Raw genomic sequence first — 14,258 nt, 5'->3', positions numbered from 1 at the left:
AGTAAATATCGAGATTAAGATTTTGTACGATATAGGAAATAATTGATTCTATTGGAGGCATATGATGAAACGAAAAGATAAAAAGGTAAAAGAAAAAAAGGTAAAAGGAAAAGGGAGACTGGGAAGGAAGCAGAAATGGCTTATTGCACTGGCCGTTGTGGTCATCCTCGGGGCGGGAGCCTATACCTTCCGGAAGCCGCTGGCTGTCATGGCTTTCGATCTGTTTCTCTCCGGTCAGGTGGAGGAGAAGCTGGAGAGATCTTACGCTCCGTTGGAAGGTGAACAGCCAAAACCCGTCGTGAAGGAAGAGAAGATGAAGCCGTTCAACGCTTTGCTGCTCGGTGTGGACCAGCGGGCCAATGAGCCGGCTAGGTCGGATACGATGATCTACGCCGTAGTGCGTCCCGAAGAATCCCGGGTTCTGCTGGTATCGATTCCGCGGGATACTTACACGGAGATCGTCGGCAAGGACCGGGAGGATAAGATCAATCACGCATACGCGTACGGTGGCGAGAAAATGGCCAAAGATACCGTGGAACATTTCCTGGGCAATCCTATCGATTATTATGCGGCCATTAACTTTGAAGGACTGCGCAAGGTCGTAGACGAATTGGGCGGGGTCGAGCTGCCGATCACCAAGGACATCGTCAATAAGCAGAAGGATCATGAGAAATTCACCATAAAAGCCAACAAGCCTTTATATAACGGGCAGGAAGCTCTTAATTTCGTCCGTTACCGTGAGGACAGCGATTTTAACCGGACCAGAAGGCACCAAGTATTTCTGAATGCTATCGCGGACCGCGTGCTGAAGCTGAATCAGGTATCGAAGATTCCGGATCTGCTGGATCTGCTGGGCGAGAATTTTAAAACCGATATGATGCCGAGCCAAATTATCGATTTGTCGAAAAAGGTTTTGTTGGGCAACACACCTTCCATTCAAGGTTTTACGATCATGGGGGAAGGCTTCCGAAAGAACGGCGTATACTATGATGCGGTAGATGAAGAGGATCTGGAGTTTGCAAAAGAGATGATCAAGAACTGGAACGATCCCGACACGACACCGGAGCAGCTGATTATGCCGGACGCCCGGGAAAAGGCCAAGGATGCGGATGCTGAAGAAACGCAAACGTCCAGCGGGAAAAGCTCGGAAAGTGGAAACAAGAACAAGAAAACGAACCCATAACCTTATCAATTAGCGATAGCAATCATACATCACATGAATGATTCGGCAGTCCGGTTTCCGGCTGCCGATTTCTCAACCTTTCCTGGAACATACGACAGCCTGATCCGTAAAAATAAAGGTGTGCCGAAGGAAAGGTTATTATTTTGAGGAGGATACGATTGAAATGAATATCGCGTTTTTTTTACTTCCAAAGAATGATGTCGTTAGCGTTACGCTGGACTCCACCTTGCGGCAGACATTGGAACGGATGGAATTCCACCGGTATACGGCCGTGCCGATTCTGGGGCGGGATGGGCAATATGTCGGTACGGTGACGGAGGGCGATCTGCTTTGGTATATGAAAAATTCGGATGGCAAGGTTAATTTTGAGACCGCTTCAAAATTTCATTTGCGGGATGTTCCCCTCAAGATGGATATCCGACCGGTATCGATCAATGCCGATATGGAAGACTTGATTAACCTGGCCAAGGTACAGAACTTTGTGCCGGTGGTCGACGATATGGGCCGATTTATCGGAATCGTCCGCCGGAGTCAGATTATTGAATATTGCGAGAAATTTGTGACGCGCAACGAGTCGGTGCCCAAGCCTTAAACCGGCAAACGAAAGCCGGTTGCTAAAACTTGCTTGTGTCCGTTTGCGTCCCTTACCGCGCTTGCTTTATGCTATAATGAAGAATAAAACTTTTTCGGGGAGGGTGGAAGCTGTCGGCCATGCAAAGGGAGATGGATGTAGCAAAGCGCGCCAAAGTGATTGAATGGCTGAAAACCGAGGTAGTCGATCACGTATCCCGTTTATTCAAAGCATTGTGGGAAGGCAGCACGACACGGATAACGGACAGTCTCGCCAGTCTGATTGTCAGCGGTTATATATTGGGACGCAGACTGGGGGTTTCCTATCGGGACCTGGATGAAGCCATCTTGGATAAGTTGAGAAAACACAAACAGGAGGGGCACCAACTCGAGGATTGGTATCAGGATATATCTACATTGGAAGAACATATGCGTAAGAGGTGAACCCATTTGAAGCTGCGCTGGACATCCGTGGCCTGGAGCGTCGTATATCTGCTGCTCCTGTTGTCACTGGCTACTCCGCTTACCGTCGTCACGGCCTTCTTTCTGATTGTGCCGGGCGTTCTGCTGTATACAACCTTATCGTTCAAAGCGTTCGCGCTGCATGTCATTCCGGTTTTGCTCATATGTACTCTTATCTTTGGACCGTTCATGCTATTGCAGGCGATCTATTTTATCGTCCCGGCTATGGTGATGGGACATTTGTATAAGGCAAAGGCCTCGGCGGTCAGGACGATCCTGTCGGGAGCCGGAACGATTATGGTTCTGTTTTTGCTGGTGCTGCTCATCAGCACCGTGTTCTTTAACTTCAACTTGGCTGCGTCCATTGAGGATATGATCAATACGGTAATGGCCCCGCTGCAAAATATGGCGGACAGCCCGCTCTATACCGGCGCAGTCTGGTCCCCGGAACTAAGCATGCAGCTGTCAAATTTAACGGTACGGCTGATTCCTTTTACGATGATCGTTTGTTCCCTGATCATTACGACGATCGCCCACGCCGTGGTTCGCCCGACGTTAGGCAGCATGGGACATGTCGTACCGAAATTGCCGCCGATTCGCGACTGGCGTTTGCCCCGTTCGCTAATTTGGTATTATTTCGCCGCATTGCTGTTGCAAATGTTTGGCGGTGAGAGCGTGACCCAGGGCTTTTTGGGTACGATTCTCTTGAATTTGACGCCGCTTCTGCAGTTTTTGTTCATGATCCAATCCGCAAGTCTTTTCTTCTTTGCGGCATACCACCGAAAGTGGAATCCGGCGATTCCGGTCCTCCTGGTGGTGGCGATGGTATTTTTTCCGCCGCTACGCATTGTCGGGATTCTGGACATCGCTTTCCCGCTGCGTGAGATGCTTACAAGACCAAGACGATAGGGTGAGAAGGCATGCCTAGTTTACTGCAAAAGCGTTGGCACGGTTATCAAACCGTGTGGATGTTCATGCTCCAACTGCTGCTTGTCATATTCATCTCCTACTACAACTGGATACTCGGTCTGGTCAGCTTGTGTCTGGTAGGGGTGCTCGCGTACCTGATGTTGCAAGCGGAAAGGCGCTTTCGCAAGGATCTCGTCAAGTACGTCACGGATTTGACGTACCGGATCAAGCGAGTGGAGGGGGAGGCGGTCGGCCGCCTGCCTTTCGGCATTATCTTGTACAGTGATGACCGGGTCATCGAATGGCACAATCGTTTTGTAGGCGGAATGTTCGGGCGGGAAAGCGTGGTGGGAGCACCCTTGACGGAACTGCTGCCGCCGCTGCCCCAGCCGCAGACAGCAAAGGAGAAGGAAAAGAAGGATCACAAGGATCATAAGGCCGGAAAAAACACGGTTGAGGTTGTGGCGGCCAATAACCGGCATTACGAATTGACGATCGACCACGATGAGCGGTTGATCTATGTCCACGACATGACGGAGCTGGCGATGCTGCGCGAACGCTACGAGAACGAGCGGGCCGCGTTGGGCATCGTGATGCTGGACAATCTGGACGAGGCCGCGCAGGGGATGGACGATCAGCAGCGCACCGCGCTGATCGCCCGGGTGGCGTCGGCGCTCACGGCGTGGGCGAAGCAGCACCGGATCTACCTGCGGCGCCTGTCCTCCGAGCGGTATCTGATGATGCTGAATCAGAGATCGCTGAACGAACTGGAGCAAAGCCGGTTCGTGATTTTGGACGAGGTCCGCGAAATGACCGCGGACCTGAAGGTGCCGATGACGCTGAGCATCGGCCTGGCTTTTGGCACCGAGCGCTTCAGCGAGCTGGGCGAACTCGCCCAGTCGAGTCTGGACATGGCGCTCGGGCGGGGGGGCGACCAGGCCGCGGTGAAGGCCGGTCAGCGGCTCTCGTTCTACGGCGGAAAGACCGGCGCCGTAGAGAAGCGGACGCGCGTCCGCGCCCGCGTCATCGCGCATGCGCTGCGCGATTTGATGCAGGAGAGCGACCGCGTCATCATCATGGGCCATCAGATGCCCGACCTTGACGTCATCGGCTCCTCCATCGGGGTGGTGAAGGCGGCCGATATGTACAAGGTCGAGGCGCACATTGTGCTGGATGGCCCAAACCCCGGCATCGAGCGGCTTATGGAGCGCATCGATAAAGAGGAGGCGCTAGCGCGCCGGTTCATCTCGCCGGAGCAGGCGCTCGCCATGATGACCCCGCACACGCTGCTGGTCGTCGTCGACACGCACAAAGCGTCGATGACGATGGAGCCGCGGCTCGTGGAGGCCGCCCGGCGGGTGGTCGTCGTGGATCACCACCGCCGGGGCGAGGAGTTCATCAACGACGCCGTGCTCGTTTATCTGGAGCCCTACGCCTCCTCGGCCGGAGAGCTCGTGACCGAACTTCTGCAGTACATCCACGAGAAGGTCGAGCTCAGTCCGCTGGAGGCGACGACCATTCTGGCGGGGATTACGGTGGACACCAAGCATTTCGCGCTGCACACCGGATCGCGGACGTTTGAAGCGGCGGCGTTTCTCCGCCGGATGGGCGCGGATACCGCGATGGTGCAGCGCCTGTTGAAGGAAGACTTGCAGGAATACATCGCCAAGGCCGATATCATCAAGCATGCCCGGATGATTCACGGGCACATCGCGCTGGCGGTGGCGGAGCCGAACCGCAAAATTCCGCAGCTGCTGATCGCCCAGGTGGCGGACACGCTGCTGAATATGACAAACGTGCTGGCCTCGTTCGTGATCAGCGAACGGCCGGACGGCCTGATCGGCATCAGCGCCCGCTCGCTCGGGACGATGAACGTGCAGGTTGTCATGGAGCGGCTTGGCGGCGGCGGGCATTTGACGAATGCCGCCACACAGTTGGAAGGCACCCAGGCGGAAGCGGAGAAACGGCTGCTCGCCGTCCTGGAGGAAATAGAGAAGGAAGAGGGGTTATTCGAATGAAGGTTATCTTTTTGAAGGATGTTAAGGGTCAAGGGAAAAAAGGGGAAATCAAGAATGTCTCGGAAGGCTATGCACAGAACTTCCTGATACCGCAGGGGCTGGTTCGTCCGGCAACCGAAGGCAACGTGAAAACGCTGGAGCATCAAACCGCGGCTGAATTGAAACGCAAAGAGAAGGAAAAGGAAGAAGCGATCGCGCTCGGTAAAAAGCTGGAGGAATTGACGGTGTCGCTGAAGGCCAAGGCCGGTGAAGGCGGCCGTCTGTTCGGCGCCATCACGAGCAAGCAGGTAGCCGAAGCGCTGGAGAAAGCCGGCGTCAAAATCGACAAGCGCAAAATCGAAATGCAGGAACCGATCCGTACGCTGGGCGTAACTCAGGTACCGGTGAAGCTTCATCCTGAAGTGAAGTCGACGTTCAAGGTTCAGGTTACGGAGGAGTAACATGAACGGCGAGCCATTTTTTGACCGGGTTCCCCCGCAAAACCTGGAGGCGGAGCAAGCGGTGCTTGGAGCGATTCTGCTCCAGTCCGAGGCGCTGATTACGGCGATGGAGCGGGTGCGTACCGAGGATTTCTACGACAAGCCCCATCAGCTGATCTTTGAAGCGATGGTGCAGCTCGGCGAGGAAGGGCAGCCGATCGACCTGGTGACCCTGACGGCCCGGCTGCAGGACAAGGGCGAGCTGGAGGAAATCGGCGGCGTCAGCTACCTGGCGAAGCTGGCTCATGCCGTACCGACGGCGGCGAACGTCGATCATTACGCGCGGATCATCGAAGAGAAGTCGATGCTCCGCCGTTTGATCCGCACGGCGACGCAAATCGTCAGCGACGGTTATACCGGCGGCGAGGACGTCTCCGGCATGCTGAGCGACGCCGAGCGGCGCATTCTTGAAATTTCGAATCGGCGCTCCGGCAGCGGTTTTATCGCGATCCGTGACGTGGTCATGGAAGTGTTCGAACGCGTCGAGCAGCTGCACCAGAATCGCGGGAATACGACCGGAATTCCCTCCGGCTTCGTCGATCTGGACAGGATGACGGCCGGTTTTCAGCGGAACGACCTCATTATCGTGGCGGCCCGTCCATCCGTGGGGAAAACCGCTTTTGCGCTCAATATCGCTCAAAACGTGGCGGTGCGCGCCAAAGAAACCGTCGCGATCTTCAGTCTGGAAATGTCCGCCGCCCAGCTGGTACAACGGATGATCTGCGCCGAGGCCAATCTCGACGCCGGGATTATGCGGACGGGCGATTTCAAGAGCGACGAAGATTGGGCGAAGCTGACGATGGGCATTGCGGCTTTATCGGAAGCGGAGATCTATATCGACGATACGCCGGGCGTGACCGTGGCCGATATTCGGGCGAAATGCCGGCGGCTGAAGAAAGAGAGAGGGCTCGGGATGATTCTGATCGATTACCTGCAGCTCATTCACGGACGCGGCAAGCCGGGAGAAAACCGGCAGCAGGAGGTTTCGGAAATCTCCCGGACGCTGAAGCAGATTGCACGGGAGCTGGAAGTGCCTGTCATTGCGCTGTCTCAGCTCAGCCGGGGCGTCGAGCAGCGGCAGGACAAGCGGCCGATGATGTCGGACCTTCGGGAATCCGGCTCGATCGAGCAGGATGCCGACATCGTCGCGTTTCTGTACCGGGACGATTACTATAACCAGGAGACGGAGAAGAAGAATATCATCGAGATCATTATCGCGAAACAGCGGAATGGTCCGGTCGGCACCGTCGAACTGGTCTTCTTGAAAAACTTTAACAAGTTCGCCAATTACGAGCGGGCGCATGCCGATGCCTTTGCCGGCTAGGAGTGGAATGGTGCTGACGCGGGCGGTCAAGGTGGCTCGTTACAGGCTTTGAAGTTGCTAGAATGTACGTCTTATGGCGTGAAGAGCGGACGAATATCGTCGGCTCTTTTTTTTTCATTCCTTCACTCATCTCCCAAGCATCCCGCACATCTCGACAGCAGCCACGTTCCCCCAACAACACCCCCCTAAATCTGCCGCTCATCTCGGCCTGCCTCACCGGATTGCCTCTGTAACGTTTTTTGGGAGATTCTAAGGTTATATGACAAGTATCGGAAACTTCCATTTCGTGGCAGGTATGTCGGAAAATATCTGTACGAAATAGGGCCAACTTGTATAATTGGAATTGTAAGGAAATGAAACATCCTGAAAGGAGGATTATTTATTTTTATGAGCTCCCGGCAAGGGGGAGGATAGATTTTTCAATGAATTATCCAACGATAAAGATACTCAAATCAGGGTGATGAGGAGAGGTAGAAGATGGAAACGAGCAGCAAGCCGGATGTAAGGGATTGGTTTCCAAGCGAGGACGGGAACCCGGCGCAGCGCGAACGGATGATGGAATTGATCGAGCAACTGGTCCATGGCGTGGATGAGCTGAAGGATCCCGAAGGAGTCAACCTGAAAGGGGAGAAGCGGAGGGATCATGATTTTTACGGCCGATTGGCGGCGCAGAGCATCATTCCTGATGTAGGAGCCCCCATGGAGGAGGTAAATGGCGAACTATTGAAGTTGTTGCACGATCATCCGTATCACACCAAGTATTTTTTAACGAATATTTTGCCGATGGCCTCCATTCCCGGGATATTGGGCATGCTTACCGCCATGCTGGTGAACGGGAACAATCTGTGGGATGTTTACGGTCCTGGCGGGGCCGAGGCGGAGGTCAGGGTCATCGCGATGATGTCCAAGCTGGTAGGATATGACGCCCGGACAAGCGGGGGCTATACTACCTGGGGAGGGCAAGGGGCTGTATTTTCCGGATTGCGCATCGCGATTGCCAAATACGCGCCGGACTCGCTGAAGCACGGGGTTCCGAACAACCTGTACGCATTTTGCTCGGAGTCGGCTCATTACGCCCTGCTCAAGTCGGTGGAAGCGACCGGGATCGGCAGCGACCATCTCGTCAAAATTAAAACGTTAGCCGACAGCTCGATGGATGTGGATGATTTGCAGCGAAAAATGGAGCAGGTGGCTTTGAGCGGAGGCATACCTGTCTATATTGTCGCGACCACCGGAACCACGGACGCCATCGGGATCGACGATCTCGGTCAAATACGCGCCGCTGCGGAGAAAACCGCGGAACGGTTCGGTTTGCCATGCCCGCATATCCATGCTGATTCGGCTTTGGGCGGTTTTTTTGCGTTTTTCAACGATTACGATCTGGAGGAAAATCCGCTTGGGTTCAGCGCGGGAGTTATCGGGATGCTGGAGCCGATTCAAAGAAAGATGCGGCTGCTCTCGCTGGCCGATTCCCTGTGCTTCGATTTCCAGAAGCTCGGCCAGGCTCCTTACGTTTCCAGTCTGTTCCTGGTAAAAAATGCGGCCGATCTCCGTTTAATGGATCTGGAGGCGGACGAGACCCCCTACGTCGGACACCGCGGTTATGGTGATTACCACACCGGTTATACGCTGGAGTGCTCGCGCATGGCCAGCTCCATCAGCATGTACAGTTTGCTGCTGTCCTTCGGCATCCAAGGTTATCAGCGCTTGCTTGCGCAATTCCTGGAGGTCAATTTCCGGTTTCGTCACCTTCTGGCTGCGGAAATTCCGCAGGCCGATATCGCCAACCCGGACAATCCGGGCATATCCACGCTGATCCGCATTTATCTGCCGGAAGACCCGCGGTTTGTCGAGGAACTCGGCGGCACTTGTTCCTGGCAGACCATCGAACGGAACAACCGCTTGAATGAACGGCTGTTCGAGAAGTTGGGCAAGCACCGCGACCGGATGTTCTTCGGCGACACGAAGAAGCATCTGCTCGTCAGTACTACCGAAGGGCGGGAGGTTCCGCTTTATGTCAGCAAATTTTTTGTCATTTCGCCTCATACCCGGCCGGAGCATGTCCCCGGGATCGTGCAATATTTGAAAGATTGCATATCCGAGGTGTGTGAAGAGTTTCGTGTATCGATGGCTTAATCGATGATGGCGACATACGCTGGAGGAGCGGGGGGCAAATTAGCGGGATTTCCTCCCGTTAATTAAGTGCCTATGCGGCAGCTAAGGTGAATTAGCTGGATAACCTCCCGCTAACTCACCTGAAATTGAAATATCGGAAGTCAGGGCCGCGAAATAGATGGAGTTTTTCCAGCTAAATCGGATCCAAGAGACAATAGCAGAAAATTAACGGGAGGTTTTCCCGTTAATAGGTGGTTAAATGTGTAGACCGCCAATTCTATAATTCAACTTATATAGATGACTTTTTGAACAACTTTTTTAAATTAACAACCCGGGAGATGAACTTGAAGTGAAGGAAAAGATCAAACGGTTGCTATTCGGACATATCTCTTCGAAGATTATGTTGGGTACGACCGGTTTGCTCCTCGTCGTTATTCTCTGCTTTAGCGGACTGCTTATCTTAGTTAACTCCACCTTAAGCGGAAAGCTTAAGGGCGAGCTCGACCACCGGTTGGAGAGCGATATCCGCATCATCCAGAGCGAACTGGATCGGATTGAAGGCAACAAGCTGGAGATTGAAGGGACGGAAAGCGCGCTTTATCAGGAAACCCGCAAGGCTATGGATAATTTGAAGCAAACGTACAGTCTGGAAAATATCTATATTTTGTCGAACGATGGAGGAACCGAACGCATTATCGCCTTGTCCGACACAGAGGACGATTACAACAAGGATTACGTGTTCTCCGCGGAGATGAAACAGGCGATCGCCCAGGGGAAGGAAACTCTCAGCAACATCTATAAAGATGAGTATGGAGTACATAAGTCGATTTTCGTGCCTTTAAAAAATGCCGAAGGGTCCACGGCAGGGCTGCTCGGACTCGATCTCAACGCTTCCGTGATTCCGGATACCACCGCAAAGGTGCTATGGTACAGTTTGGTCATTACGCTGATCGTCCTTGTGATCGGCGTGCTCTTTGCCTACACGCTGGGCCGGATTATCGCTAAGCCGCTTAAAATGCTGATGTATGCGACCGAAAGTTTCGCCACTGGCGATTTGACCCAGGAAGTCGAGGTCGGAAGCACCGATGAAGTCGGCCGCCTTGCCGGGGCATTCCGCACGATGAGCGGCAATATAAAGCAGTTGATCGGCCATATTTCCAACTCTTCCCGCGAGGTATCGGACACCAGTTCGCAGTTGCTGCACGTCACCAAAGAATCGAGCGAGAGCGCGCAGCAGGTGGCGGTTTCGATGAACAGTATGACCGAAGGGATCAATGAAGTGGTAGAGTCGGTCACCCGCAGCACGACGTCGGTCATGGAAATCGAGCAGCAGCTGGCGGGCGTTGTCACGGAAGTCAACGAGATGCAGTCGATTGCCGAGAAGGTCAGCAAGCAGTCGATTGACGGTCAAAGCATGGTGGACGAGACGCTTCGTCAGATCAATAAGATTGAGCAAGTGATGCGGCACTCGCAATCGACGGCGGGCCAGCTCGAAGAACGGTCCAGGGAGATTGGCGAAGTGATCGGCATGATTACGGATATTGCCCAGCAGACGAACCTGCTCGCCCTCAACGCTTCTATCGAAGCGGCAAGGGTCGGCGAGATGGGCCGGGGGTTTGCCGTAGTCGCGGGCGAAGTGCGCAAGCTGGCCGAGCAGTCGGCTGAAGCCGCTACGTCGATTACCGGATTGGTGGCGGGAACGCAGGAGAACAGCCGCCTTGTGATTGAGAGCATCGGCGAGGGCAGCCAGGCGGTTGAAGAGGGACAGAAGTGGATGAACCAGACGTACCGGAATTTTCAGGATATTTTCCACGGTATCAGCGATTTCTCGGCTCGTACCGATCAACTGCTGCAATCCCTGCTCGTGGTGGAAAACTCCTATCAGAGCATTTCCGCATCGGTTCAGCAAATCTCCGGCGTGACGGAGGAGCAGGCCGCCTCTTCCGAGGAAGTAGCGGCCGCGTCCGAGCAGCAAAGCGCGGCGATGCAGGAGATTGCCGCTGCCATCCGCCAGCTCTCGGCACTGTCCGAAGAGTTGCAGAAAGCCGTAGCGATCTTTAAGTTGTAATTGATTTTTGTAAATCGACATGTGGGGATGTCCTTATGAGGCCTGAGGTTTGTCTTGGACTTCGGCAAGGGGCATCCTCTTTTTTTCGCTCAGGGCTCGGAGGGGGGCGTCTTCCTGGAAAAACCGCAGTAATTCCGAACGATTGTAAAATGCAGTGTAAAAATCGTTCGTTTTTCAATTTGACTTTGAAAATGGAGACTGTTAAACTTATATTGCTGCGCTAAAGCGGCATATGGACTGCAGCATTGCTGCAACGTGTTTGTCAGGACGCTTAAACCAGCTTCAAGTCAGGTTGGTCTCAAACTTATCGGCCGACGATTTTACCGGAAGGGAATCGGAAGCTGTCTTTTGCAATGTTCAAATATAGGTGCTTGGCGCACCAGGCGGGGGAATGTACATGTCAACGGTAGTTGTTGTAGGAACCCAATGGGGAGACGAAGGTAAAGGTAAAATCACGGATTATCTGGCGGAGAGCGCAGATGTGGTGGCCCGTTATCAAGGCGGTAACAACGCCGGTCACACCATTCTTATCGACGGCAAGAAGTACAAACTCAGCCTGATCCCGTCGGGCGTGTTTTATTCGGATAAGAAGTGCGTGATCGGAAACGGTATGGTGGTCAATCCGGCCGCACTGATCGAGGAAATCAATTATATTCACGATAATGGCTTCAGTACGCAAAATCTGGTCATCAGCGACCGGGCGCATGTGATTATGCCTTATCACCTGGTGCTCGACGCATTGGAAGAAGACCGCAAAGGACCGAACAAAATCGGTACGACCCGCAAAGGGATCGGACCGGCTTATATGGATAAAGCGGCGCGCAGCGGCATCCGGATCGCGGATCTGATGGATGCGGAGGAATTTGAGCTGAAGCTGCGCCATCTGATGAAGGAGAAGAACCATGTGATTCAACAGGTCTATGGTTCGGAGCCGCTGGATGTGGAAGAGATCTTGAAGCAGTACCTGGAGTATGCCGAGGTGCTTCGCCCATATGTCACGGATACTTCGGTGGTGCTGAACGATGCGATCGACGCCAAGAAGAAAGTGCTGTTCGAGGGCGCACAGGGCGTCATGCTGGACATCGACCAGGGGACGTATCCGTTCGTTACGTCCTCCAATCCGTCGGCGGGCGGGGTCTGCATCGGGTCCGGGGTCGGACCGTCCAAGATCGATCAGGTGATCGGGGTGGCGAAGTCCTATACGACGCGGGTGGGGGACGGACCGTTCCCGACCGAGCTCGAGGACGAAGTCGGCGACTTCATCCGGGAAACCGGCCACGAGTATGGTACGATAACCGGCCGTCCGCGCCGTGTCGGCTGGTTCGACAGCGTCGTTGTGCGTCACGCCCGCCGGGTGAGCGGAATTACCGGGCTGTCGTTGAACTCGCTGGACGTGCTCACAGGGCTGAAAACGGTCAAAATCTGCACCGGTTATAAATACCGGGGCGAGGTTATCACGCATTACCCGGCCAGCCTGAAAATGCTCGCCGAGTGCGAAGCGGTATACGAGGAGATGCCGGGCTGGTCCGAGGACATCTCCGGGGCGAAGACGCTGGAGGATCTGCCGGAAACGACCCGGAACTACGTGAAGCGGGTATCGGAGCTGACGGGCATTCCGATCACGATTTTCTCGGTCGGCCGCAACCGCAGCCAGACGAACCAGGTTCTGCCGATTTACGAATAATAAGAAGTTGAAGCGTTAGTATTATCATGTAAAGCCGTTCACGGGATAGGGAGGTGACTCCGATCCCGGTGAGCGGCTTTTTTTGCCGGTGGGCCATCGCCCGGTCCGTGCCCCAGCGTTCCTGGACAGCAAGAATAGCTGGAATTTTTCCCGTTAATTTGCTCGGCATTGGGGAGCTGAATAAAATAACTGGAAAAACTCCTTCTATTTCCTGCAATGGGCAGGAAGTTTGGAGAATTAGGCTCAATTAGCGCCGGTTTTTCCGGTTAAATGAGGCAGGGAGCTGGTTTTCCGAAGACTTAGCGGGAGATTTTCCAGCTAAATGGGCCGGGAGTCTCTCTCTGCAATTCTACTTTTACAAGATTACATTTGGCTTCTGCCGTCCATACTGGAATTTAGGAGATAGGATAGCCGGGTCCGGTGGTAGGGGCCGGCGGCAGAAGGAGGAAGGATTATGAGATGGGTGGGGTGGCTGCTGAGGCTGGTTGCCACGGTGGTGATTGTGAGTTTTTTGACGGTGCTGACGACGGGGTATGTTGTGAATACGTATATACAGTCGCTGCTGGAAAGCTATCATCTGCCGATCACGGCTGAAGCCCCAAGCTTGGGCAGCGTCGTGAAGGGGATGTTCGGGTTTGGCGGAAGCAAGGACCGGGGGAGCGATCCAAAAAATAGCGTGGCGGATGCAAGTAAGCGGGCGAATTCCGTCGCTGGATCAAGCGTCGGGAGTCATGATGCGGGATCGGGAGCCGGGAAGGGAGCGGCAGAGGGTGCAGGGGCCGCGAACGGAGCCGCAGGCGGTGCAGGAGGGGCAAACGGAGCGGCAGGCGTCCCAGGAGCCGCAACCGGGACGGTGAGCGGTGACGGTGGTGCTGCGCGCGGGACCGAGTCACGGACGGGTGCCAACGCCGGTGAGAAGCCGCCGGAAGACTCCCTGCCGGTTATGGGCGGCATTTCGGGCAGCGGCGGCAGTGGGGGACAAGGCGGAGCCGGACAGGACCAGCAGGTGATCGTAACGCCGGATCAGATGGTGGCGATGAAGGATGGGCTGCCGGACAAGGAGAAAGAAGAGGTATTTGCGATGCTGATGGCCAAGCTGCCCCAAGAGGAGATGCAGCGGATTACGGAATTGATGGAAGACGGTCTGACGGAGAAGGAAATGATCGAAATCGAACAGATTTTGTCAAAACATTTGAACAAAACGGAGTATGCGAAAATCATGGATTTGTTAAAAGGCGATTAACCCGCCTGGAACCATGTTAGCGGTCCCATTCACAGGATTGTTAATAATTGGCGGTTTCCCTCCAGCTCTTAAAAAATGCCGAAAACCTTGCCGGACGCGGGGTTTCGGCATTTTTGGCTTTGGTTGAAATCCCTTTGCCGACTGTGTTAAAGTAAACAGTAGCGGAAAAAAGGTTAAAATTTTGAAACTTTTTTCTGTCGCAA

General features: G+C 54.2%; 11 protein-coding genes. All 11 read left to right on the top strand.

Annotation, left to right across the window (positions count from 1 at the left end; genetic code table 11):
* Positions 1 to 64: 64 nt before the first annotated feature.
* The 11 genes from V4U88_RS07740 (at position 65) to V4U88_RS07690 (ending at position 14,055) form a co-directional block, all read left to right on the top strand.
* Positions 65 to 1,183, top strand: a complete 1,119-nt coding sequence (locus V4U88_RS07740; RefSeq protein WP_442951878.1) for an LCP family protein — start codon at positions 65 to 67, stop codon at positions 1,181 to 1,183.
* Between the two features lie 163 nt (positions 1,184 to 1,346).
* Entirely contained in the window at positions 1,347 to 1,775 is a 429-nt protein-coding gene (locus V4U88_RS07735) for a CBS domain-containing protein (protein WP_334072683.1), read from the top strand.
* Positions 1,776 to 1,894: 119 nt separating this feature from the next.
* Positions 1,895 to 2,197: a MazG-like family protein gene (locus V4U88_RS07730; protein WP_334072682.1), complete on the top strand. Its 303-nt coding sequence runs from the start codon at positions 1,895 to 1,897 to the stop codon at positions 2,195 to 2,197.
* A 6-nt stretch (positions 2,198 to 2,203) separates the two neighbouring features.
* Positions 2,204 to 3,124, top strand: coding sequence for a DUF2232 domain-containing protein (locus V4U88_RS07725; RefSeq protein ID WP_334072681.1), 921 nt, complete (start codon positions 2,204 to 2,206; stop codon positions 3,122 to 3,124).
* 11 nt (positions 3,125 to 3,135) lie between these two features.
* Complete coding sequence (locus tag V4U88_RS07720; RefSeq protein ID WP_334072680.1) at positions 3,136 to 5,142, top strand: DHH family phosphoesterase; 2,007 nt, start codon at positions 3,136 to 3,138, stop codon at positions 5,140 to 5,142.
* Positions 5,139 to 5,582 (top strand): 50S ribosomal protein L9, encoded by a 444-nt coding sequence (rplI, locus tag V4U88_RS07715; protein ID WP_334072679.1) that lies wholly within the window; start codon positions 5,139 to 5,141, stop codon positions 5,580 to 5,582. The genes V4U88_RS07720 and rplI overlap by 4 nt, the downstream gene beginning before the upstream one ends.
* Before the next feature lies 1 nt (position 5,583).
* Positions 5,584 to 6,945, top strand: coding sequence for a replicative DNA helicase (dnaB, locus tag V4U88_RS07710; protein ID WP_334072678.1), 1,362 nt, complete (start codon positions 5,584 to 5,586; stop codon positions 6,943 to 6,945).
* 477 nt (positions 6,946 to 7,422) lie between these two features.
* Positions 7,423 to 9,081: a pyridoxal phosphate-dependent decarboxylase family protein gene (locus V4U88_RS07705; RefSeq protein ID WP_334072677.1), complete on the top strand. Its 1,659-nt coding sequence runs from the start codon at positions 7,423 to 7,425 to the stop codon at positions 9,079 to 9,081.
* Between the two features lie 379 nt (positions 9,082 to 9,460).
* Positions 9,461 to 11,128: a methyl-accepting chemotaxis protein gene (locus tag V4U88_RS07700; RefSeq protein WP_442951877.1), complete on the top strand. Its 1,668-nt coding sequence runs from the start codon at positions 9,461 to 9,463 to the stop codon at positions 11,126 to 11,128.
* Positions 11,129 to 11,525: 397 nt separating this feature from the next.
* Positions 11,526 to 12,812, top strand: coding sequence for an adenylosuccinate synthase (locus V4U88_RS07695; RefSeq protein WP_334072675.1), 1,287 nt, complete (start codon positions 11,526 to 11,528; stop codon positions 12,810 to 12,812).
* Between the two features lie 454 nt (positions 12,813 to 13,266).
* The gene (locus tag V4U88_RS07690; RefSeq protein ID WP_334072674.1) at positions 13,267 to 14,055 is read left to right on the top strand and encodes a hypothetical protein; all 789 of its coding nucleotides are present in this window, start codon (positions 13,267 to 13,269) and stop codon (positions 14,053 to 14,055) included.
* Positions 14,056 to 14,258 lie beyond the last annotated feature (203 nt).

The sequence above is a fragment of the Paenibacillus sp. A14 genome, assembly GCF_036864815.1.
In the GTDB taxonomy this organism is placed as follows: Bacteria; Bacillota; Bacilli; order Paenibacillales; family Paenibacillaceae; genus Fontibacillus; species Fontibacillus sanfengchensis.
This window is presented reverse-complemented; position numbering and strand designations above follow the sequence as displayed.

Coding starts and splice junctions, on each gene's coding strand:
- V4U88_RS07740 (WP_442951878.1), top strand. CDS start 65: ATGAAACGAAAAGATAAAAAGGTAAAAGAAAAAAAGGTAAAAGGAAAA.
- V4U88_RS07735 (WP_334072683.1), top strand. CDS start 1,347: ATGAATATCGCGTTTTTTTTACTTCCAAAGAATGATGTCGTTAGCGTT.
- V4U88_RS07730 (WP_334072682.1), top strand. CDS start 1,895: ATGCAAAGGGAGATGGATGTAGCAAAGCGCGCCAAAGTGATTGAATGG.
- V4U88_RS07720 (WP_334072680.1), top strand. CDS start 3,136: ATGCCTAGTTTACTGCAAAAGCGTTGGCACGGTTATCAAACCGTGTGG.
- rplI (WP_334072679.1), top strand. CDS start 5,139: ATGAAGGTTATCTTTTTGAAGGATGTTAAGGGTCAAGGGAAAAAAGGG.
- dnaB (WP_334072678.1), top strand. CDS start 5,584: ATGAACGGCGAGCCATTTTTTGACCGGGTTCCCCCGCAAAACCTGGAG.
- V4U88_RS07705 (WP_334072677.1), top strand. CDS start 7,423: ATGGAAACGAGCAGCAAGCCGGATGTAAGGGATTGGTTTCCAAGCGAG.
- V4U88_RS07700 (WP_442951877.1), top strand. CDS start 9,461: ATGTTGGGTACGACCGGTTTGCTCCTCGTCGTTATTCTCTGCTTTAGC.
- V4U88_RS07695 (WP_334072675.1), top strand. CDS start 11,526: ATGTCAACGGTAGTTGTTGTAGGAACCCAATGGGGAGACGAAGGTAAA.
- V4U88_RS07690 (WP_334072674.1), top strand. CDS start 13,267: ATGAGATGGGTGGGGTGGCTGCTGAGGCTGGTTGCCACGGTGGTGATT.